The organism is Rhodanobacter sp. UC4443_H10 (assembly GCF_052978325.1).
This window is the reverse complement of sequence record NZ_CM129668.1, coordinates 915,816-933,690: the sequence shown is the minus strand read 5'-3', so window position 1 is coordinate 933,690 and position 17,875 is coordinate 915,816. Positions and strand designations below refer to the sequence as shown.

Genomic DNA, 17,875 nt, shown 5'->3' with positions numbered 1-17,875 from the left:
AAACCAACCCGGAACCGCCGCCCATGCACCCGTGTCGCGTCCTGTTCATCTGTACCGGCAATTCGGCCCGCAGCATCCTGTCCGAGGCCACCCTCAATCATTTAGGCGCGGGACGCTTCGCGGCGTTCAGCGCCGGCAGCCAGCCCACCGGGCGCGTCAATTCCTACGCGATCGAGGAACTCCAGGCCCACGGCATCGCCACCGAGGGACTCGCCAGCAAGTCGTGGGACCGCTTCACCGAAGCGGGCGCGCCGCCGCTGGACATCGTGATCACGGTTTGCGACAACGCCGCCAGCGAGACCTGCCCGGTGCTGTTCGGCGATTTCGTGAAGAGTCACTGGGGCCTGCCTGATCCGGCTGCCGCCCGGGACGCGGACGCCGCCGCGGCGTTCCGGCGTGCGCACGCGCTGATCGTGCGGCGGATCACCGCACTGCTGCAGCTGCCGGTGGAAACGATGGGCCGCGACGAACTGAAACAGGCGCTCGACCGCATCGGCAGCCTCACCGGCGAGGAAGCCGACGCATGAACCAGCCATCCGCCGCACTCGCCGCCGACGCGGTTGCTCCGGACGGCGCCAGCATCGGTTTCTTCGAGCGCTGGCTCACGCTCTGGGTGCTGCTGTGCATCGTCGCCGGCACGCTGCTGGGCCACCTGCTGCCCGGCAGCTTCGCATCGCTGGGCGGCATGCAGGTAGCCCAGGTGAACCTGCCGGTCGCCGTGCTGATCTGGTTGATGATCATCCCGATGCTGCTGAAGATCGACTTCGGTGCGCTCGGCGGCGTGCGCCGCCAGTGGAAGGGCATCGGCGTCACGCTGTTCGTCAACTGGGCGGTGAAGCCGTTCTCGATGGCGTTGCTGGGCTGGATCTTCATCCGTCACCTGTTCGCCGGCCAGCTGCCGGCCGCACAGCTCGACTCCTACATCGCCGGCCTGATCCTGCTGGCCGCCGCGCCGTGCACGGCGATGGTGTTCGTGTGGAGCAACCTGTGCCGCGGCGAGCCGGCGTTCACGCTGAGCCAGGTCGCGCTGAACGACGCCATCATGGTGGTGGCGTTCGCGCCGATCGTGGCGCTGCTGCTGGGCATCTCCTCGATCACGGTGCCGTGGAACACGCTGTTGCTGTCGGTGCTGCTGTACATCGTGGTACCGGTGGCGCTCAGCATGCTGCTGCGGCGCCAGCTGCTGGCGCACGGCGGCGAGGCGCGCTTGCAGAAACTGCTGCAGCGGCTGGGGCCGGTGTCGCTGGGCGCACTGCTGGCCACCCTGGTGCTGCTGTTCGGTTTCCAGGGCCGGCAGATCCTCGCGCAGCCGGCGATCATCGCGCTGCTGGCGGTGCCGATCCTGATCCAGGTGTATTTCAACGCCGGCCTGGCCTACTGGCTCAATCGTCGCTTCGGCGTGCCGCACTGCGTGGCCGGCCCGTCGGCGCTGATCGGCGCCAGCAACTTCTTCGAGCTGGCGGTGGCCACCGCGGTGGGCCTGTTCGGCGTGCATTCCGGCGCGGCGCTGGCGACCGTGGTGGGCGTACTGATCGAGGTGCCGGTGATGCTGTCGGTGGTGCGCATCGTCAACCGCAGCAAGCGCTGGTATGAATCGGCCCGGGAGTAGCGCCATGCAGAACAGGCAAGCCATCACCATCCTCGCCGCGCTCGCCCAGGAATCACGCCTGGCGGTCTACCGGCTGCTGATCGAACATGCGCCGGAAGGACTGGCGGTCAGCGCGATCGCGGAGAAGCTCGGCCTGCCCAACGCCACGCTGTCCTTCCACCTGAAGGAGCTGTCGCACGCGGGCCTGGTGAGCAGCCGGCAGAGCGGTCGCTTCATCTACTACGCGCCGGTGATCGAGACGATGGACGCGCTGGTCGGCTACCTCACCGACCACTGCTGCAGCCAGTCCGGCGGCACCTGCGCGCCGGCCACGCGCAAGAGCGCGCCGGCCAAGCGCGTGGCCGCGGCCGGCAGGCGGCGGTCGGGTTCGGCCTGAGCTTTTGCACGCGGCGGCGCAGACGGCGAAGTGAGGGCAGGGCGCGGAACCGGATATCCTCGGCGGCGGGGCTATCGAAAGGAATGATCGTGGAACACCTACTCGCCGTCGCGGTGAAGCACTCATGACGACCACCCGCATGGAAGCCGCCGACGCCTTCATCGCCAAATGGCGCGGCGTCACCGCCTCGGAGCTGTCCACCGCGCAGAGCTTCGCGCTGGACCTGTGCCGGCTGCTCGACGTGGAAGCGCCGCACCCGGATGCCGAGCAGCAATACATGTTCGAGCGGCCGGTCACCTTCAGTCACGGCGACGGCAGCAGCTCGGCCGGACGCATCGACTTGTACAAGCGCGGCTGCTTCGTGCTCGAAGCGAAGAAGCTCAAGGCGCCCACCCATACCAAGGGCTTCGACGACGCGATGCTGCGCGCACGCAGCCAGGCCGAGCAGTACGCCCGCGCGCTGCCGGCCAGCGAGGGCCGCCCGCCGTTCCTGCTGGTGGTGGATGTGGGCAACCGCATCGAGCTGTATGCGGAGTTCAGCCGCTCCGGCGCCACCTACACGCCGTTCCCCGACCCGCGCAGCCACCGCATCGCGCTCGACGAGCTGCGCGAGGAAAAGATCCGCGCGCGCCTGCGCACGATCTGGACCGACCCGCTCGCGCTCGACCCCAGTCGCGAATCCGCCCGCGTCACCCGCGAGATTGCCGCGCGGCTCGCCACCCTGGCGCGTAGCCTGGAAGCGGCCGGCCACCGCGCCGAGGCGGTCGCGCAGTTCCTGATGCGCTGCCTGTTCACCATGTTCGCCGAAGACGTGAAGCTGCTGCCGAGCGACAGCTTCCGCGACCTGCTGCTGAAATACGCCGACCAGCCCGACACCGCCATGCGCATGCTCGGCCTGCTCTGGCACGACATGGACAAGGGCGGCTTCAGCGGCGCCATCGCCAGCGAGGTGCTGCACTTCAACGGCAAGCTGTTCAAGCAGCCCGACACGCTGCCGCTCACCCGCGAGCAGGTCGCGCTGCTGATCGAGGCGGCCAAGGCCAAGTGGGAACACGTCGAGCCGGCCATCTTCGGCACCCTGCTCGAACGCGCGCTCGACCCCGGCGAGCGGCACAAGCTCGGCGCGCACTACACCCCGCGCGCCTACGTCGAGCGGCTGGTGCTGCCCACCGTGATCGAGCCGCTGCGCGGCGAATGGAGCGACGCCCATGCCGCCGCGCTCACCCTCGCCGCCGAAGGCAAGGCCGACGAGGCGGTGAAGACCCTGCGCGCATTCCACCATCGCCTGTGCACGGTCAAGGTGCTCGACCCTGCCTGCGGCAGCGGCAACTTCCTCTACGTCACGCTGGAACACCTGAAGCGCCTCGAAGGCGAAGTGTTCAACGCGCTGGACGAACTCGGCTACCGCCAGACCGGCCTGGCGCTGGATGGCGAGCGCGCGGACGCGCTCGGCGGCGAAACCGTCGACCCGCACCAGCTGCTCGGCATCGAGCTGAACCCGCGCGCCGCCGCCATCGCCGAAGTGGTGCTGTGGATCGGCTACCTGCAATGGCACTACCGCACCCGCGGCGACATCAACCCGCCGCAGCCGGTGATCCGCGACTTCCGCAACATCGAGAACCGCGATGCGGTGCTGGCCTACGACCGCATGGAGTACGTGCTCGACGAACGCGGCGTGCCGGTCAGTCGCTGGGACGGCGTGAGCATGAAGCCCTCGCCCGTCACCGGCGAGGACGTGCCGGACGACAGCAAGCGCGTGCCGCTGGAGCGGTATGTGAATCCGCGCAAGGCGGCGTGGCCTGAGGCGGATTTCGTGGTGGGGAATCCGCCGTTTATTGGCACGAAGCGCATGAAAGCGGCGCTCGGCGAGGGTTATGTGGAAGCGCTGCGCGACACATGGCCTGAGGTGCCCGAATCGGCTGACCTCGTCATGTATTGGTGGCATCACGCCGCCGTGCTGACCAGCCGTGGCGCATTGCAGCGCTTCGGCTTCATCACCACCAATTCCATCAGTCAGACCTTCAACCGCCGCGTCATCGAAGCCGCGATGGCTTCTTCCCTTCTCCCTCCGGGAGAAGGTGCCCGAAGGGCGGATGAGGGTGCGGTCAGGGCGAGCCGTCGCGCTTCGCCCGAACCCTCATCCGTCGCTGCGCGCCACCTTCTCCCGAAGGGAGAAGGGAAAAGCATGCCGCTCTCGCTGGTGTTCGCGGTGCCGGACCACCCGTGGGTGGATAGCACTGACGGTGCGGCCGTCCGTATCGCGATGACCGTTGGCACGACGCAAGCAAAAATCGGACGGATGGCGCGCGTCACTCGGGAACTCGATCAAGTTGAGGGTGAAACTCAAGTTGAGCTTGAACATGGCAGCGGCATCATCCACGCCAACCTTCGCATTGGCGCGAATATCGGTTCGGCGCGGGCGCTTCGGGCAAACGACGGAATCGCCGGCATGGGCGTCGCGCTGCACGGCGCAGGCTTCATCGTCGAGCCTGAGGAAGCCGCACATCTCCGCTTGCACGGAGAATCCGTCATCAAGCGTTACGTCGGCGGTCGCGATCTGCTGCAGGTTCCGCGCGAGCGCTACCTGATCGACTTCTTCGGAATGAGCCAGGAACAAGCGCGCGCTGCGAATCCCGCCGCATTCCAGCACGTGATCGACTACGTAAAGCCCGAGCGCGACCAAAACAACCGCGCAGCTCTCAAGACGCTGTGGTGGCGCTTTGGCTGGGAGAGACCGCAGTTGCGGAAGGCGCTGCACGGTCTGTCCAGATACATCGGAACAACAGAAACATCCAAGCACCGCCCATTTCAATTTATCGCTGGCGATGTGATGGCTGACCACTCAATTGTCTGCATCGCCGATAGCGACGCAGCCGCCCTCTCAATCCTCTCCAGCACGACTCACGTTGCCTGGAGCTTGAGTGCAGGTGGCCGTCTCGGCGTTGGCAACGACCCTCGCTACAACAAAACTCGTTGCTTCGACCCCTTCCCTTTCCCCCTCACTACTGACGAGCAGCAAACCAAGCTCCGCGATCTCGCCGAACAACTCGACGCCCACCGCAAACACCAGCAAGCCGCGCACCCCGACCTCACCCTCACCGGCATGTACAACGTGCTGGACAAGCTGCGCAGCGGCGAGCCGCTGACGGCGAAGGAGCGGGTGATCCACGAGCAGGGCCTGGTCTCGGTGCTGCGCCAGCTGCACGACGAGATCGACGCGGCGGTGCTCGATGCCTACGGCTGGGGCGACCTGTTGCCGCTGCTGCGCGTGGCGCACGGTAATGACGCGCCCGCCGATGGCGCCAGCCGCGACGAGGCGAAGCGCGCCTTCGACGAGGCGATCCTCGAACGGCTGGTGGCGCTCAATGCGGAACGCGCGGCGGAGGAAGCGCGCGGCCTGGTCCGCTGGCTGCGCCCCGCATTCCAGCACCCGACCGCGCAGGCGGCACCGGAGCAGGCCGAGCTTGCCGCCGGGCAGGGCGGGGACGAAGCCGCTGCACCGGCCGCCGCGGCCAAGCCGCTGCCGTGGCCGAAGGACGCGGTGGCCCAGGTGCGTGCCGTAGCCGACGCGCTCGCCGCCAGTCCGGTCGCGCTCGACGCGGACGCGCTGGCGACCCGCTTCACCGCCCGCGGCCCGTGGAAGAAACGCCTGCCGCAACTGCTCGACATGCTGGTGGCGCTGGGCCGCGCCCGCGAACAGGACGGCCGCTACAGCAGCCGATGACGGTACCGGGCGCTGCGTCAGCGGCCACCACGGCAGCGGACATCATCAACCCGGCGGGATGGCCGCCGGGTCCATCCAGAATGCTTCCCACACGTGGCCATCGGGATCGGCCAGGCTGCGGCTGTACATGAAGCCGTGATCCTGCGCGGGGTTGATGTCGGCCGTGCCGCCGTTCGCCGCGGCCGTGCCGTTCATGGCATCGACCGCGGCGCGGTCGTCGAGCGAGATCGCCAGCATCACTTCGCTGGCGCCTGCGCTCGGCAGCGGCCGCTCGGTGAAGCCGCGCCACCTGGCGTGGGTGAGCAGCATGACGTGGACGGCCTCGCTCCACACCATGCACGCGGCGGTGTCGTCGCTGAAGTGGGGGTTGTTCGCAAAGCCGAGGGATGCGTAGAAGGCCATCGACTTCTTGAGGTCGGCGACCGGCAGGTTGACGAAGATCATCTTGGGCATGGCGGGGTTTTCCGGTGGTGGGGGATACGGAGAGCGGCGCTGCTCGTCTCCCGTAAGACGATTGGCGCGCGGCGATTTCGACACGGCCGGCGAAGGTTGCCGCCGCCGCCCGGGCTGCGTCGTCGCCGAGCCACGTTCAGCGGTCCCGCACATCCGGCATCGCCACGCCCAGCTCGCGGCAATGGCGTTCGTACTCCGCCAGTTGCGTGCTGGCCGAGGCGCGGGCGGTCACCGCACCGCCCGGGCCGAGGAACTCGACCGTGCCCATCACGATCACCAGCGCCAGCATCGGCTCGTCGCCGACGATCTTCCACCAGTCGGTGTTGCCCGGCGGCTCGTAGACGTAGTCGCCCGGGCCGATCAGCTCGCCGGTGCACAGCTTGCGCGTGCCGCTGAGGTTGTACGCGTGGATCTCGCCGGTATGCCGATGCAGCGGCATCACCGTGCCCGGTTCCATGCGCAGCAGCTCGACGAAACCGCGGTCGTCGGCGAAGAAGCGCAACGGGCTGGACGACTTGCCGGGCGTGGAGGAGGGCACCCAGTGCCGCGCGGCGGCGGTGCTGAAGCGGGCGGGCAGATAGTCGTGCAGGCGGGAGGAACGATTCATGGCGTGTCCTCAGGCGGCGATGGCGGCGAGATAGCGTGCGAACGAGGCATCGACCGCCGCGCGGCCGCCGCCGATGATGTTGCGGCCCCAGGTGAAGCCGTAGACGTCCCCGAAGTCGCAGCCGGCCAGGCGCGAGCGCATGCGGTGCACGTCGGCCGCCGGCATTGGCATGAAGTTGGGGTAGCTGTGCATGAACGAGACGTGGCGGCGGTCGCTGGCGACGTGCGGCGCGTCGCCGGAGAACAGCGCGCCGCCGGGTCGCGGCCCGTTCTTCCAGTGCAGCACGGTGCTGCCGGGGAAGTGGCCGCCGCTGTTGATCAGGGTCACCGCGTCGGACAGGCGGTAGACCTCGCCGCGCCAGAACTGCACGTTCGGCGACGGCCGGCGCACCCAGTCGCGGTCCGCCTCGTGCAGCAGGATCGGCACGTTGCCGAACGCCTCGCTCCACTCCAGCATCGCGGCGTAGAAATGCGGGTGCGAGATCGCGATCAGGTCCACGCCGCCGCGCGCCTTCAGGGCGGCGACCGCCTCGTCGGTCACCAGGCTCAAGGCTTCCCACAGGATGTTGCCCGCGTCGGTGGGCAGGTACAGCGCGCGCTGGTTGATGGCGAAATCCGGCGCCAGGCCGATGCCGAGCACGCCGGCTTCGTCCTGCAGGCGCAGCGTGTGGGTGGCTTTCAGGGCGTCGTGCGTCGTCCAGGTCTGGCCGCGCGCGCCGACGTATTGGCGCTCATCCTCGCAGACGGCGCAGTGCGTGGGGACGTTCGGGTATTGCGTGCCGCAGGTTTCGCAGATGGCGTTTGTCATGGTCTGGCCTCGCTTGGGGCGGGGTGGTGCCCGCCGGCTTTTCGACTCGGGAACGGCGGGCGGTGCCCGCCGTACGGTGCCGACTCTAGGCATAATCTGGACCTGTGATTGACCCATTCCCGAGAGATTCCATGGAACCAGTTTTTCCGTTCCCCGTGCTGCTGCCGCGTGGCTCAGGCACGCTCACGCAGGCGCTGCACCAGCAATTGCGCGCGGCGATCCTGGACGGCCGCCTGCCACCACACGCCGCGTTGCCCGCCACGCGGAAAGTGGCCGAGGCCCTGGGCGTGGCGCGAAATACCGTGGTCGCCGCCTACGACCTGCTGATCGCAGAGGGCTACCTGGCCCCACGTCAGGGCGCCCGGCCGCGGGTCGCCGAGTTCGTTCGGCGGCGATCCAGGCCGGTGCACACGGGCGCGGACGAATCGCGTTTCGCGCCGGCATGGCGCACGCCGTTCCTGCAGCCGTCGCCGGCGCGCAGCCTGCCCGAGCGAAATTTCCGTCTGGGCATTCCCGACCACCGCCATTTTCCGCACGAGGTCTGGCGCCGGCTGATGGCGCAGACGCTGCGCCAGAGCGCGCGCGAACCGTTCGCCTATGCACCGTCGCAAGGCATCCCTGCCTTGCGCGAGGCGATCGCTCAGCACGTCGCGTTCACCCGCGCGGTGGCCTGCGGCGCCGACGATGTGATCGTCACCTCCGGCGCGCAGCAGGCGGTCGACCTGATCGCCCGCCTGCTGGTCACGCCGGGGCAGACGAAGGTGGCGGTGGAGGAACCGGGCTACCCGCCGGTGCGCGCCGCGTTCGCCGCCGCCGGCGCGCAACTGGTGCCGCTGCCGGTGGACGACGAGGGCCTGTGCGTCGAGCGCCTGCCCGACGACGTGCGCATCATCAGCGTCACCCCGTCGCACCAGTCGCCCACCGGCGTGGCGATGTCGCTGCGTCGGCGTGCCGACTTGCTCGACTTCGCGCGTCGTCGCCATGCGGTGATCGTGGAGGACGACTACGACGGCGAGTTCCGCTTCGGCGACCGTCCGCTCGATGCGCTGCAGACGCTGGATGGCGACGCGCTGGTGTTCTACGTCGGCACTTTCTCCAAGAGCATGTTTCCCTCGCTGCGCAAGGGCTTCGTGGTGGCGCCGGCGTGGGCGCGCAGCGGGCTGGTCACCGTCAAGCACTGCGTCGACTCGCATTGCGACGGCATAACCCAGGCCGCGCTTGCCGCCTTCATCCGCGACGGCCACCTCGCGCGGCACGTGCGCCACATGCGGCCGATCTACGCCGAGCGTCGCGCGGCCCTGCTCGACGCGCTGCAGGGTGAGCTCGGCCGCTGGTTGCAACCGATTCCCTCCGAAGCCGGCCTGCACCTGGCCGCGCGATTCCGCGACCCCGCGCGGGCGGCCCGGCTCATGCCGATCATCCTGCGCCACGCCGTCGGCGCCGAATCCACCGCCAGCTACGCGATGACGCGCACGATCGAGCCGGCGGTGACGTTCGGCTACGGCGTGATCGATCCGCACGCCATCACCAGGGCGTTCGCCCAGTTGCGCCGCGCCCTGGCCTGAAGCGCTTGCGGCCACCGGGGTGGCCGTGCATCATCGCGCGGCACGCGTCGGCGGATACGCATCGAGGCGGCTTTTCGCCGCGACAGGCTGGCGAGGGAATGGGGGAAGGGGATGGGAAGAAGGATGTGGGCGATGGTGGCCGCCGTGCTGCTTGGCGGCTGCGCCACGGGCTATCACTCCGACAAGGGGGTGATCCGCGGTTACACCGGCGGTTACTGGGAGCAGCCCGGCCCGGGTGAACTGCTCAAGGTGGGTTTCTCCGGCAACGGCTACATCGACCGCGACACCACCCACGCCTATCTGATGTACCGCTGCGCCGAGCTGGCGCTGCAGCGGCACAAACGGTATTTCCGCCTGTACGAATCGCTGCCGGATGCCATCCGCGACCGCCCCACCATGGACCTCACCGTAGGCCGGGTGGCGGGCGACATGGGCGACTGGGTGTTCGTGCTGTTCGACCAGGACTACTCCGCCGGCGACCTCGACGCGGGCGAGATCGAGAAGCGCTACGTCTCTTATGTCCATGCACAGGCAGGCCACCGATGAGCGCCGATCACGTCATCCGCCGGCTGCTGACCGCCGTGGCCGCTGCCGTTCTTGGCGGCTGCGCGGGGCTGCCGATGTACCAGCCGGCGGCCGGCCAGCCGCTGGCCACGATCAAGCTGTCGCCGAACCTGGCCAGCCAAGCGATGCCGCTGAGTTTCTGCGATGGTCGCCGGTGCTACGACCTCAAGAGCAGCCACGGCGAGCTGCAGGTGCCGACGGGCGAGCGCCTGATGCTGTTCAAGGTGCTGGTGGCAAGCGGCTACCAGCGGATGTATTCGTGTTCGCCCGACCTGACCTTCGTGCCCTATCCGGGCGTGGTCTATTACGCGGACTTTGCGTTGCGCGCGGAGCACTGCGTGTTGGGCCTGTATCGCGATGCGCCGGCCAGCCGCGTGGGCATCCTGTTCGAGCCGACCGTACGCGCGGTGCCGCACAAGCACGCCGGTTGAACTGCCGGCGGCGCCGACCGTGTGCGCGCCGCCCGGGCAGGCGATACTGGCCGCCCTTGGCGACCGGAACCGTACCATGACCTCACGCGTGATCCTTGCCGCGCTGCTCGCCGCGTTGGCCTTGCCGGCACTGGCCCGGGCCGATGCCGTGTCCGACTTGCGTGCCACCTTGGGCAAACTGCAGCCGGCGCAGCCGCTGCTGGCCACGGCGCGCGTCAGCAGCACGGTGAAGAAGGAAGACGGCAAGATCGAGCGCGCGCAGCTGCAGCTGGGCGTGCGCAGCGGCACCGATGGCCTGGAGCTGCATTTTTCGCCGGAGCTGCTGCAGCGTGCCGCGGCCGAGGCGGCGGTGAACGCGAAGAACAAGGATGCGCCGACGCCGGTGCAGGACCTGCTCGGCCAATTGAGCCCGGTCAACGTGCAGCCGATGGTGAATTACGCGCCGGTGCTGCTGCGCCAGCTCGACGGCGCGACCCTGGCCAGCCAGCGCGACGACACCCGCAACGGCAAGCCGGCGCGCCTGCTGGTGTTCGACGTGCCGATGCCGCCGTCAGCGAACAAGGAGATGTCGGTCAAGAAGTACGCCGGCCAGCTCAGCGTGTGGCTGGGCGCCGATGGCGTGCCGGTGGCGGTGCGCAACATGCTGGCGATCAAGGGGCGCAAGCTGCTCATCAGCATCGAGTTCGGCACCACCACCGACTACGCGTTGCAGCAGGTCGGCACGCGCCTGCTGGCGGTGTCGCGGCGCACCGAGGAAAACCACTCCGTGTTCGGCCACGACGGCAGCAGCGTGACCGAGGCGGTGCTGGCGCCGATGGCGCCGAGCCACTGAGCGGAGCCGGCCGCATCCCGGCAGCCGCGCCAAGTCCGTCGGGGCCCGTCCGCGGGCTCCGACGGCGGCGTTGCGCTCACCGCGACCCTAGTGGTGCTTCTTTTTCGACAGTGCGTCGAGCAGCAGCCCCATGCCCGCGGCGGCCTGCTCGCCGCGGTTGCCGTTGCCGTTGCCATCGCCGAGCAGGCCCAGCGAACCGCCACGCAGTTGCTGGAAGTCCAGCGAATACTGGTTGCCCACGCGCACCTTCTGCTGGCCGGGGATGGGCTGCAGATCCTCCACCGGCAGGTCGGCGGCGAACACGTTGCCGACCGGCGTCGACGCGACGCTGCGGCTGAAGATCCAGCTGGCCGTGCGGCTTGATCCCGGCGCGATGGTGAAGTTGCCCTTGACCCCGCTGCGGCTGATCACGGCGATGCCGACGATGCGCTCGGGATAACGCCAGTCGATGGAATAGGTGTTGCCGTAGTTGTCGGTCATGGTCGCCGCCCCGCGCCACGGAAAGGCCAGCGAGACGGGCTCGCTGCCGGTGTTGCGGAAGCGCACGTTGAGGCGCAGGAAGTGGGTGCGATGCGTACGGTCCCACGACGGGCTGACCGAGGTCACCTCGGCCACGAACGGACCGGCATCGAAGCAGGACACGCCGGCACAGTCGGCCGCGTGGGCGGGAACGCCTGGCATGGCCACGGCAAACAGCGTGGCCAGCGCGAGTGCGGGCAGGCGGGTGGCGAAGGCACGGACTCGGATCATGATGGTGGCTCCTGGGCTGGTGGAGGGTTGGGGCGGACGGTCAGTCCCTGGTCGTGACACGCGCCACGGTGCTGCCGCTGCGGCTGTCGCGAAGGCTCCACGAGTCGACGTGCGCCACCACGGTTCCGCCGCCGGGGCCCGGCAACACCTTGCGGATGTGCACGGTGGCATCGAGCAGCAGCGAGTCGTTGCCGATCCTGTCGACGATCGCCTGCGCCTGGTCTTTCGGCACGCTCCAGCTCTGTGCGGCCAGCGCGTTGTCGAACTTGAGATTCACGGTCTGCTCCTGCGCCTTGAAGGTGTAGACCGCGCCGGGCGACAGCGCGCCCACGGTGAACTCGCCGTAGGTGGGGTCGTAGCTGCTCAGGTTCGCCTGGAGGGTGAGTTGCAGCATGCCCACGCCGCGCACTGCGGCCAGGCCGGCCTCGAACTCGGCGCGCACGGCAGCGCGGCGTGCCGCCTTGTCGGCACCGGGTGCGTAGCGCACGCGTTGATCGGCCTCCACCCACTGGTCGACCGGCGGCGCGATGCCGGCCAGGTCGTAATAGAGGAACACCATGGTGGCGTTGTCCGGGTTGTTCAGCGTGCCGCTGCGGCCGGCCAGGCTGCCGGCATCGGCGCCGGGCGCCGCGGCTCCGGCCGGTCGCGTCGGCGTTGCCGCGGCCGGCTCGCCCACTGCCGTGGCGGCGGTCGGTGCGGCTGGCGATTTGCCGCAGCCGGCCAGCAACAGCGCTGCCAGCACAAGGCAGAGCGGAACCGTGCCGGTGCGGGGGATCGGATTCATGCGCATGCCTGCGTACCTCACAGTTGGGGCGCCTGGGCGTTCTTGCCCGCGTCGCGCACCTGTTGCGCGCGGCGTTCGGCATCCATCGCCTGCAGCCCCTGCTGGGTGTCGGTCAATGCCTGGTAGCCGCCGGCCTGGTCGACCACGCCGACCTGCAGGTACTGCGCCAGCGCCGGATTGCCGCGCAGCGGAACCACGTTGGCAGCCACCACCAGGCCGCAATCCGCCGACAGGCTCACGCCGCTGTCCGGGTCGGCGGCGCCGCGACACCGGTTGAACAGCGGCGAGGTCTCGGTGATCAGGCGTCCGCGCGGGTCGTAGGCCCAGCGCAGCTGGTGGGTGTCGCCTTGGTCGTTGCGCTCGGTGGAGGCGCCGTATTTCTCCAGCAGGGCCTGCTCGACGCTGTCCACGGTCGGGTTGCGATCCTGCTCGAACCACTGCTCGCGGGCCACGCTGATGGCTTTCTCCTGGCCCGGCATGCCCATCGTGGCGACGAACCACTTCGACTGGCCCGGCTGCATGTCCTGGCGGACCGCGTTCATGCCCCGCGCCATCGCATCGCGCTCCATCTCCTGCATGATCTGGCGGCCGCTCTTGTTCACCCGCGGCTCGGCGAAGCGCGCACTGAAGCCCTGGCGGACGGTCTGCCCGAAGGTGTTGATCTCGAAGCCGCGACTGTTCTCGGGCTTGATCACCAGCAAGGGGCCGCTGCACATCACCGCGTTGGCGGCCTGCTCGTAGCTCATGCCGGGACGCACGCCGACGATGTCGTCCACCGGCGTGCCCGGAGCGTTCGGCGCGGCATCGACCGGGCAGTCGACATCGCCTCGCGCGGCGGCGGCGACGTCCTCGGCCGACGCGTCGCCGGACGGCGCCGCCGCCGGTGCCGCGGCTCGGCCATCGCTTCCGGCGGTGGCCGCGCCGGGCTTGTCCGCGCCGCAGGCGCAGAGCAGGCCGGCGATCAGCAGGAGACCTGCAAGCTGTGTGGTGTGCATGGTGCTGGTCCTCATCGAAGGGATAGGGAAGTGCCCGGGTCGTGCGGGCCGGCGCGTTCACGCATCCGGCGGTGGCGTGTCGTTGCCCGCGCTGCTGCCGTGCTCGCGGGCCATCTGGGCGGCGCGGGCCTGTGCCGCGCGCGCTTTCTGCTGCACGCGCTCCGCCTGGGTGCGCATCTGCGCTTCGAGGGCCGCCGGATCGAGGTCGCGCGCGGTGTCGTTGAAGATCACCACCCAGCCGCTGGCGTAGACCACCAGGCCCAGGCTGAAGGCGAGGAAATACAGCACCAGCGAGGAGGCGCCCGCTGCCCGCAAGCCGGGCAGTGCGCCGAGCAGGCCGCCGCCCATCCCGCCCAAGGCGAGCATGGCGTTGCCGTAGCCGCCCGGCTGGCCGTAGCCGGCGTGGCCGATGTGGACCATCTGCTGCAGCGCGCCGGAGGTGGCCACGCCGAGCGAGACGATCAGCACGCCAAGCACGATCACGAACGCCGCCATCAGGTTGAGCAACACGCCGCGCAGCGCGGTGTCGAACAACCGCGAGCGGATCACCAGCACCGTGGTGGCGACGATGCCGAACACCGAGCGCCCGTTGCAGGCAGCCACCGCCGCCAGCGGCACGGCGATGAACAGCAGTGCGTACAGCGTCACGCCCACCACCAGGGCCACGACCGGAAACACCACGTAGTTGAGCGGCGGCCCGATGCCGGGGATCTGGGTGACCAGGAACAGCGCGCCGGCTGCCAGCAGCAGCAACAGCATCGCGATGCACAGCAGCAGCATCGCCAGCAGCACCTTGATCGCGGCGAAGAAGCCGCTGATCGCCGCGACCGCGATGCCGGCCGGCCGCTGCCCACGACCCGTCTGCAACTGCCGCAGCGTCACGGCGCAGTAGCCGGCTTCGCCCACCAGCCAGGCGAGCACCATCAGCAGCAGGCCGAAGGTCGAGCCAATGCTGCCGGCGGCGAAGCCGGCCGTGGCCAGCGCCGTGAGCGCCAGCGCCAGGATCGCCGCCAGCGCGACCAGGGCGAGGTTGGCCGGGCTGCGCAAGGCTTCCAGTGCGGACAGGAAACTGCCGGGTCCGGCAGCGCTTGCAGTGGTTGGCGTGGACATCGGGATCACCTCGTGGCGGATGGACGTTCAACGGGTACGACAGCGGTCATTCGCGGCAGGCCACCTGCAGGGTGTTGCCGTGGCAACGCAGCCGGTCGGCGGTGGCCGCCTTGCCGTTGACCGCGCACACGGCACCCATCTGGTGCACCAGCTCGCGGTCGCGGTTCATCGCGCTGATCCGCGCGTCGTTGCAGCCGCTGGCGTCGACATCGACCCAACTGGTCCGGTGGTCGCATCCCGCGGCGCAGGCCAGGATCAGCAACAGCGACGCGGCGGACGGATGCGGCAGGGATCGCATGGCGGGCTTCGCGGCAGTGGCAGTGGACGGAGCGATTGGCGCACGCCGGCGGCCGCCAAGTCGTCACGGCGGCCTAACCGATCACTAACGGCGGTGGCGATCGTTGCGGGGCGCGGCTCGCGCCGCACTGCCATCTGCGGCATAGTTCCCGTGGGGGGCCTATGCAGCCGGTCGAACAGGGCGACGAACAACCGCTTTATCGGTACACCTTCGGCAACGTCGAATTCGACGAGGCGCGCGGCGAGTTGCGCGTCGACGGCCAGCCGGTGGAACTGGAGCAACGCCCGCAGCAGGTGCTCGCTTGCCTGCTGCGTCGCGCCGACGAGGTGGTGCCGCGCGAGGAGTTGTTCGCGACGGTATGGGGCGCGCGGCCTACCGTGGACAACGTGCTGGCCAACGCGGTCGCCAAGCTGCGCAAGGCGTTCGGCGCCGGTGGGCATGGGCGCATCGTCAACCTGCCGCGGGTCGGTTATCGCCTGCACGGGCCGGTGGAGCGGACCGTTTCCGGCCGGCGTCTGCACAGTCTGCTGTCGTTGGCCGCAGGGCAGAGCGTGCCCGGACGCGAACACTTCCGTCTGCGCAAGCAGCTCGGGCCGGCGCACGGCAACGAGGTCTGGCTGGCCCGCCACGACAAGACCGGCGAATTGCGCGTGTACAAGTTCAGTGCCGACGGTGAGCGCCTGGCGGCGCTCAAGCGCGAGGCCACGATCCACCGGCTGTTGCGCGAGAGCCTGGGCGAGCGCGTCGACTTCGTGCGCGTGATCGACTGGAACTTCGCCACCGCGCCGTTCTATCTGGAATGCGAGTACGGCGGCGAGGACCTGGCGCAATGGGCCGCCGGCTCGCCCGGCCTGGCCGCGCTGGACTTGCCGCAGCGGTTGCAGCTGTTCCTGCAGATCGCCGATGCCATCGTCGCCGCTCACGAAGTCGGCGTGCTGCACAAGGACATCAAGCCGGCCAACGTGCTGATGCGGCCGGCCGGCGACGGCTGGCAGCCGCGGTTGGCGGATTTCGGCGCCAGTCGGCTGCTCGAGCCCGAACGCCTGCAGGAACTGGGCATCACCGCGCTGGGCCTGACCCTGACTCAGGCGGCCGGCGACTCGAGCGCCACCCCGCTGTACCTGGCGCCGGAGCTGCTGGCGGGCCAGCCGCCGACGGTGCAGAGCGACGTCTATGCGCTTGGCCTGATGCTGTACCAACTGGTAGTGGGCGACCTGCGCCGGCCGCTGGCACCCGGATGGGAGGCCGACGTCGACGACGAGTTGCTGTGCGAGGACATCGCCGCGGCGACCGCCGGCGCGCCCGCGCGCCGGCTGCGCAGCGTGGCCGAGCTGTGCGCGCGATTGCGCCGGCGCGAGGCGCGCCAGGTCGAACGCAGCCGGCTGCGCGAGGCCGAGGCGCGTGCGCATCGCGCCGAGCAGCGCCTGCAGCGCAGCCGTGCACGACGGCCGTGGATCGTCGCCGCCGTGCTGCTGCTGCTGGTCGGCCTGGCTACCAGCTTGTGGCAGTTCCAGCGTGCCCGCGTGGCCCGCGACGAAGCGCAGCGGCAGGCCGCATTGGCTACCGCGACCAATCAATTCCTCAACCAGGACCTGCTGGGTGCAGGCATCGGCGGTGACTCGCCGGCGTGGTACGAGAAGAACCCCCGCCTCGGCGACATCCTCGATGCCGCGGCCACGCGCGTGGACCAGCGCTTCGGCAAGGCACCGCTGTTGGCGGCCGGCCTGCACCAGACCCTGGGCCGCGCGTATCGCAGCACCGGTGATTACCGCAAGGCGCTGGCCCACCTGCTGGCCGCAGCCGGTTTGCTGCGCCAGAAGCTCGGCCGCGCGGACGAACGCAGCCTGCTGGCCGAGTACGAACTGGTGGTGATGCAGGCGCACATGTCGCAGTTCAAGCAGGCCACGGCGCGCCTTGACGAGGCCGATGCGGCCGCCGGCGTGACCCGCCAGGCAGTGTCAGAGGTGAGCCTGCGCTCGCACATGGCGCGCGGCGACCTGGCCTACCAGCAGTTGCAAGTGCAGGTGGCGCTGGACAACTACCGTGCCGCGCTGACCACGCAGAAGATCCTGCATCCGGATGATGCGCTGATGTCCGCCCACCTGCTGCTGGGCATCGCCGGCTGCCAGCTGCGCCTGGACCGGGCCGGCGAGGCCGAACGGATCGCCCGCGAAGTGCTGGGCGGGCCGGCCTACACCGAGCAGCGCGTGGGCCGGGCGGTGCTGGCGCTGGCGCACTCGCGGCTGGGCGACGCGCTGCGCGCGCAGGGTCACCATGCCGCGGCCATCGTGGCCACGCAGCAGGCGCTGGCGGACTACGAGGCGACGCAAGGGCCCAGCGGGCAGGGCACGATCACGGCGCTGAGTTCGCTGGGCTACCTGTATTCGCTGAGCGGCGACGAGGCCAGGGCGCTGGTGGTGCAGCGCGACGTCTACCGGCGCGCGCTGGCACGCTGGGGTCCTCGCCACCAGTACACCCTGGTCGAGCAGCTCAACCTTGGCTCGCAGGAGCAGGAGGCCGGTGACCTGCCCGCCGCGCTGGCCGATCTGCGCGCGGCCGAGGATGGCCTGGTGGCGGTGTCCGGCGAACGTAGTCCCGCGGTGCAGGCGGCGCGCGTCGCGCGCGCCGACGTGCTCAGCCAGTTGGGTCGCCAGGCCGAAGCGCTGGCCCTGATCGAGCATGTCGATCCGGCGGCCTACCAGGCCAGCACTGCCGATCCGGGCCGCGCCTCCGTGCTTGGCGCGCTGCACGCGCAGATCCTGCTGCGCATGGGAAGGCGCGCCGAAGGGACAGCACGGATGCAGCAGGCATTGCGCAACATGAGCGCCGCTGGCGTACCGGAGGATGAAATCGCCCGCTATCGCAAGGACCTGCCCGAGAGCGCGGTGGCCGCGCAGTGATTGCCGAGCGCCCCCTCGCGAACCCGCGAAAACCAACCAGGCATCCGGATGTCCGGACCGCCGGCTGGCG

Annotated in this window: 17 protein-coding genes; 9 read left to right on the top strand and 8 right to left on the bottom strand. The window is 69.7% G+C overall.

Annotation, left to right across the window (positions count from 1 at the left end; all coding sequences use genetic code 11):
* Positions 1–23 precede the first annotated feature (23 nt).
* From ACVCMB_RS04350 to ACVCMB_RS04335, 4 genes are all read left to right on the top strand, one after another.
* On the top strand, positions 24–527 hold the full coding sequence (locus ACVCMB_RS04350) for an arsenate reductase ArsC (protein ID WP_447106229.1): 504 nt from the start codon (positions 24–26) through the stop codon (positions 525–527).
* Entirely contained in the window at positions 524–1,609 is a 1,086-nt protein-coding gene (gene arsB, locus ACVCMB_RS04345) for an ACR3 family arsenite efflux transporter (protein WP_447106228.1), read from the top strand. The genes ACVCMB_RS04350 and arsB overlap by 4 nt, the downstream gene beginning before the upstream one ends.
* A gap of 4 nt (positions 1,610–1,613) precedes the next feature.
* On the top strand, positions 1,614–1,985 hold the full coding sequence (locus ACVCMB_RS04340) for an ArsR/SmtB family transcription factor (protein ID WP_447106227.1): 372 nt from the start codon (positions 1,614–1,616) through the stop codon (positions 1,983–1,985).
* Between the two features lie 124 nt (positions 1,986–2,109).
* Positions 2,110–5,709 (top strand): class I SAM-dependent DNA methyltransferase, encoded by a 3,600-nt coding sequence (locus ACVCMB_RS04335; RefSeq protein WP_447106226.1) that lies wholly within the window; start codon positions 2,110–2,112, stop codon positions 5,707–5,709.
* Between the two features lie 45 nt (positions 5,710–5,754).
* On the opposite strand, the gene ACVCMB_RS04330 is transcribed toward ACVCMB_RS04335, so the two are convergent.
* The 3 genes from ACVCMB_RS04330 to ACVCMB_RS04320 all read right to left on the bottom strand — a co-directional run bounded on the left by ACVCMB_RS04330 (position 5,755) and on the right by ACVCMB_RS04320 (position 7,576).
* A complete protein-coding gene (locus tag ACVCMB_RS04330) occupies positions 5,755–6,162 on the bottom strand; it encodes a VOC family protein (RefSeq protein ID WP_447100208.1) in 408 nt (135 codons plus the stop codon).
* A 136-nt stretch (positions 6,163–6,298) separates the two neighbouring features.
* Positions 6,299–6,769 carry a cupin domain-containing protein gene (locus ACVCMB_RS04325; protein WP_447106225.1) on the bottom strand — a complete coding sequence of 157 codons (471 nt, stop codon included), beginning with the start codon at positions 6,767–6,769 and terminating at the stop codon, positions 6,299–6,301.
* 9 nt (positions 6,770–6,778) lie between these two features.
* A complete protein-coding gene (locus ACVCMB_RS04320) occupies positions 6,779–7,576 on the bottom strand; it encodes an MBL fold metallo-hydrolase (protein ID WP_447106224.1) in 798 nt (265 codons plus the stop codon).
* A 131-nt stretch (positions 7,577–7,707) separates the two neighbouring features.
* Here ACVCMB_RS04320 and pdxR point away from each other — a divergent pair, with 131 nt between their 5' ends.
* From pdxR to ACVCMB_RS04300, 4 genes are all read left to right on the top strand, one after another.
* Positions 7,708–9,141, top strand: coding sequence for a MocR-like pyridoxine biosynthesis transcription factor PdxR (pdxR, locus tag ACVCMB_RS04315; RefSeq protein WP_447106223.1), 1,434 nt, complete (start codon positions 7,708–7,710; stop codon positions 9,139–9,141).
* Positions 9,142–9,264: 123 nt separating this feature from the next.
* Positions 9,265–9,687: a CC0125/CC1285 family lipoprotein gene (locus tag ACVCMB_RS04310; RefSeq protein ID WP_447106222.1), complete on the top strand. Its 423-nt coding sequence runs from the start codon at positions 9,265–9,267 to the stop codon at positions 9,685–9,687.
* Positions 9,684–10,136, top strand: coding sequence for a hypothetical protein (locus tag ACVCMB_RS04305; RefSeq protein WP_447106221.1), 453 nt, complete (start codon positions 9,684–9,686; stop codon positions 10,134–10,136). The genes ACVCMB_RS04310 and ACVCMB_RS04305 overlap by 4 nt, the downstream gene beginning before the upstream one ends.
* A 76-nt stretch (positions 10,137–10,212) precedes the next feature.
* Positions 10,213–10,968, top strand: coding sequence for a hypothetical protein (locus tag ACVCMB_RS04300; protein ID WP_447106220.1), 756 nt, complete (start codon positions 10,213–10,215; stop codon positions 10,966–10,968).
* An 87-nt stretch (positions 10,969–11,055) separates the two neighbouring features.
* On the opposite strand, the gene ACVCMB_RS04295 is transcribed toward ACVCMB_RS04300, so the two are convergent.
* From ACVCMB_RS04295 to ACVCMB_RS04275, 5 genes are read right to left on the bottom strand one after another with little or no spacing between them, the layout of a single operon-like run.
* Positions 11,056–11,718, bottom strand: a complete 663-nt coding sequence (locus ACVCMB_RS04295) for a hypothetical protein (RefSeq protein WP_447106219.1) — start codon at positions 11,716–11,718, stop codon at positions 11,056–11,058.
* Positions 11,719–11,758: 40 nt separating this feature from the next.
* Positions 11,759–12,502, bottom strand: coding sequence for a hypothetical protein (locus ACVCMB_RS04290; protein WP_447106218.1), 744 nt, complete (start codon positions 12,500–12,502; stop codon positions 11,759–11,761).
* Positions 12,503–12,519: 17 nt separating this feature from the next.
* Positions 12,520–13,497, bottom strand: a complete 978-nt coding sequence (locus tag ACVCMB_RS04285) for a hypothetical protein (protein WP_447106217.1) — start codon at positions 13,495–13,497, stop codon at positions 12,520–12,522.
* A 57-nt stretch (positions 13,498–13,554) separates the two neighbouring features.
* Positions 13,555–14,607 (bottom strand): hypothetical protein, encoded by a 1,053-nt coding sequence (locus ACVCMB_RS04280; RefSeq protein ID WP_447106216.1) that lies wholly within the window; start codon positions 14,605–14,607, stop codon positions 13,555–13,557.
* 46 nt (positions 14,608–14,653) lie between these two features.
* Positions 14,654–14,905 (bottom strand): hypothetical protein, encoded by a 252-nt coding sequence (locus ACVCMB_RS04275; RefSeq protein ID WP_395118908.1) that lies wholly within the window; start codon positions 14,903–14,905, stop codon positions 14,654–14,656.
* Between the two features lie 161 nt (positions 14,906–15,066).
* Between ACVCMB_RS04275 and ACVCMB_RS04270 the strand changes: the two genes are divergently transcribed.
* The gene (locus ACVCMB_RS04270; RefSeq protein WP_395118906.1) at positions 15,067–17,805 is read left to right on the top strand and encodes a protein kinase domain-containing protein; all 2,739 of its coding nucleotides are present in this window, start codon (positions 15,067–15,069) and stop codon (positions 17,803–17,805) included.
* Positions 17,806–17,875 lie beyond the last annotated feature (70 nt).

Excerpts from the sequence above, each read along its gene's own strand:
- ACVCMB_RS04350 (WP_447106229.1), top strand. The coding sequence starts at position 24 with ATGCACCCGTGTCGCGTCCTGTTCATCTGTACCGGCAATTCGGCCCGC.
- arsB (WP_447106228.1), top strand. The coding sequence starts at position 524 with ATGAACCAGCCATCCGCCGCACTCGCCGCCGACGCGGTTGCTCCGGAC.
- ACVCMB_RS04340 (WP_447106227.1), top strand. The coding sequence starts at position 1,614 with ATGCAGAACAGGCAAGCCATCACCATCCTCGCCGCGCTCGCCCAGGAA.
- ACVCMB_RS04335 (WP_447106226.1), top strand. The coding sequence starts at position 2,110 with ATGACGACCACCCGCATGGAAGCCGCCGACGCCTTCATCGCCAAATGG.
- ACVCMB_RS04330 (WP_447100208.1), bottom strand. The coding sequence starts at position 6,162 with ATGCCCAAGATGATCTTCGTCAACCTGCCGGTCGCCGACCTCAAGAAG.
- ACVCMB_RS04325 (WP_447106225.1), bottom strand. The coding sequence starts at position 6,769 with ATGAATCGTTCCTCCCGCCTGCACGACTATCTGCCCGCCCGCTTCAGC.
- ACVCMB_RS04320 (WP_447106224.1), bottom strand. The coding sequence starts at position 7,576 with ATGACAAACGCCATCTGCGAAACCTGCGGCACGCAATACCCGAACGTC.
- pdxR (WP_447106223.1), top strand. The coding sequence starts at position 7,708 with ATGGAACCAGTTTTTCCGTTCCCCGTGCTGCTGCCGCGTGGCTCAGGC.
- ACVCMB_RS04310 (WP_447106222.1), top strand. The coding sequence starts at position 9,265 with ATGTGGGCGATGGTGGCCGCCGTGCTGCTTGGCGGCTGCGCCACGGGC.
- ACVCMB_RS04305 (WP_447106221.1), top strand. The coding sequence starts at position 9,684 with ATGAGCGCCGATCACGTCATCCGCCGGCTGCTGACCGCCGTGGCCGCT.
- ACVCMB_RS04300 (WP_447106220.1), top strand. The coding sequence starts at position 10,213 with ATGACCTCACGCGTGATCCTTGCCGCGCTGCTCGCCGCGTTGGCCTTG.
- ACVCMB_RS04295 (WP_447106219.1), bottom strand. The coding sequence starts at position 11,718 with ATGATCCGAGTCCGTGCCTTCGCCACCCGCCTGCCCGCACTCGCGCTG.
- ACVCMB_RS04290 (WP_447106218.1), bottom strand. The coding sequence starts at position 12,502 with ATGAATCCGATCCCCCGCACCGGCACGGTTCCGCTCTGCCTTGTGCTG.
- ACVCMB_RS04285 (WP_447106217.1), bottom strand. The coding sequence starts at position 13,497 with ATGCACACCACACAGCTTGCAGGTCTCCTGCTGATCGCCGGCCTGCTC.
- ACVCMB_RS04280 (WP_447106216.1), bottom strand. The coding sequence starts at position 14,607 with ATGTCCACGCCAACCACTGCAAGCGCTGCCGGACCCGGCAGTTTCCTG.
- ACVCMB_RS04275 (WP_395118908.1), bottom strand. The coding sequence starts at position 14,905 with ATGCGATCCCTGCCGCATCCGTCCGCCGCGTCGCTGTTGCTGATCCTG.
- ACVCMB_RS04270 (WP_395118906.1), top strand. The coding sequence starts at position 15,067 with ATGCAGCCGGTCGAACAGGGCGACGAACAACCGCTTTATCGGTACACC.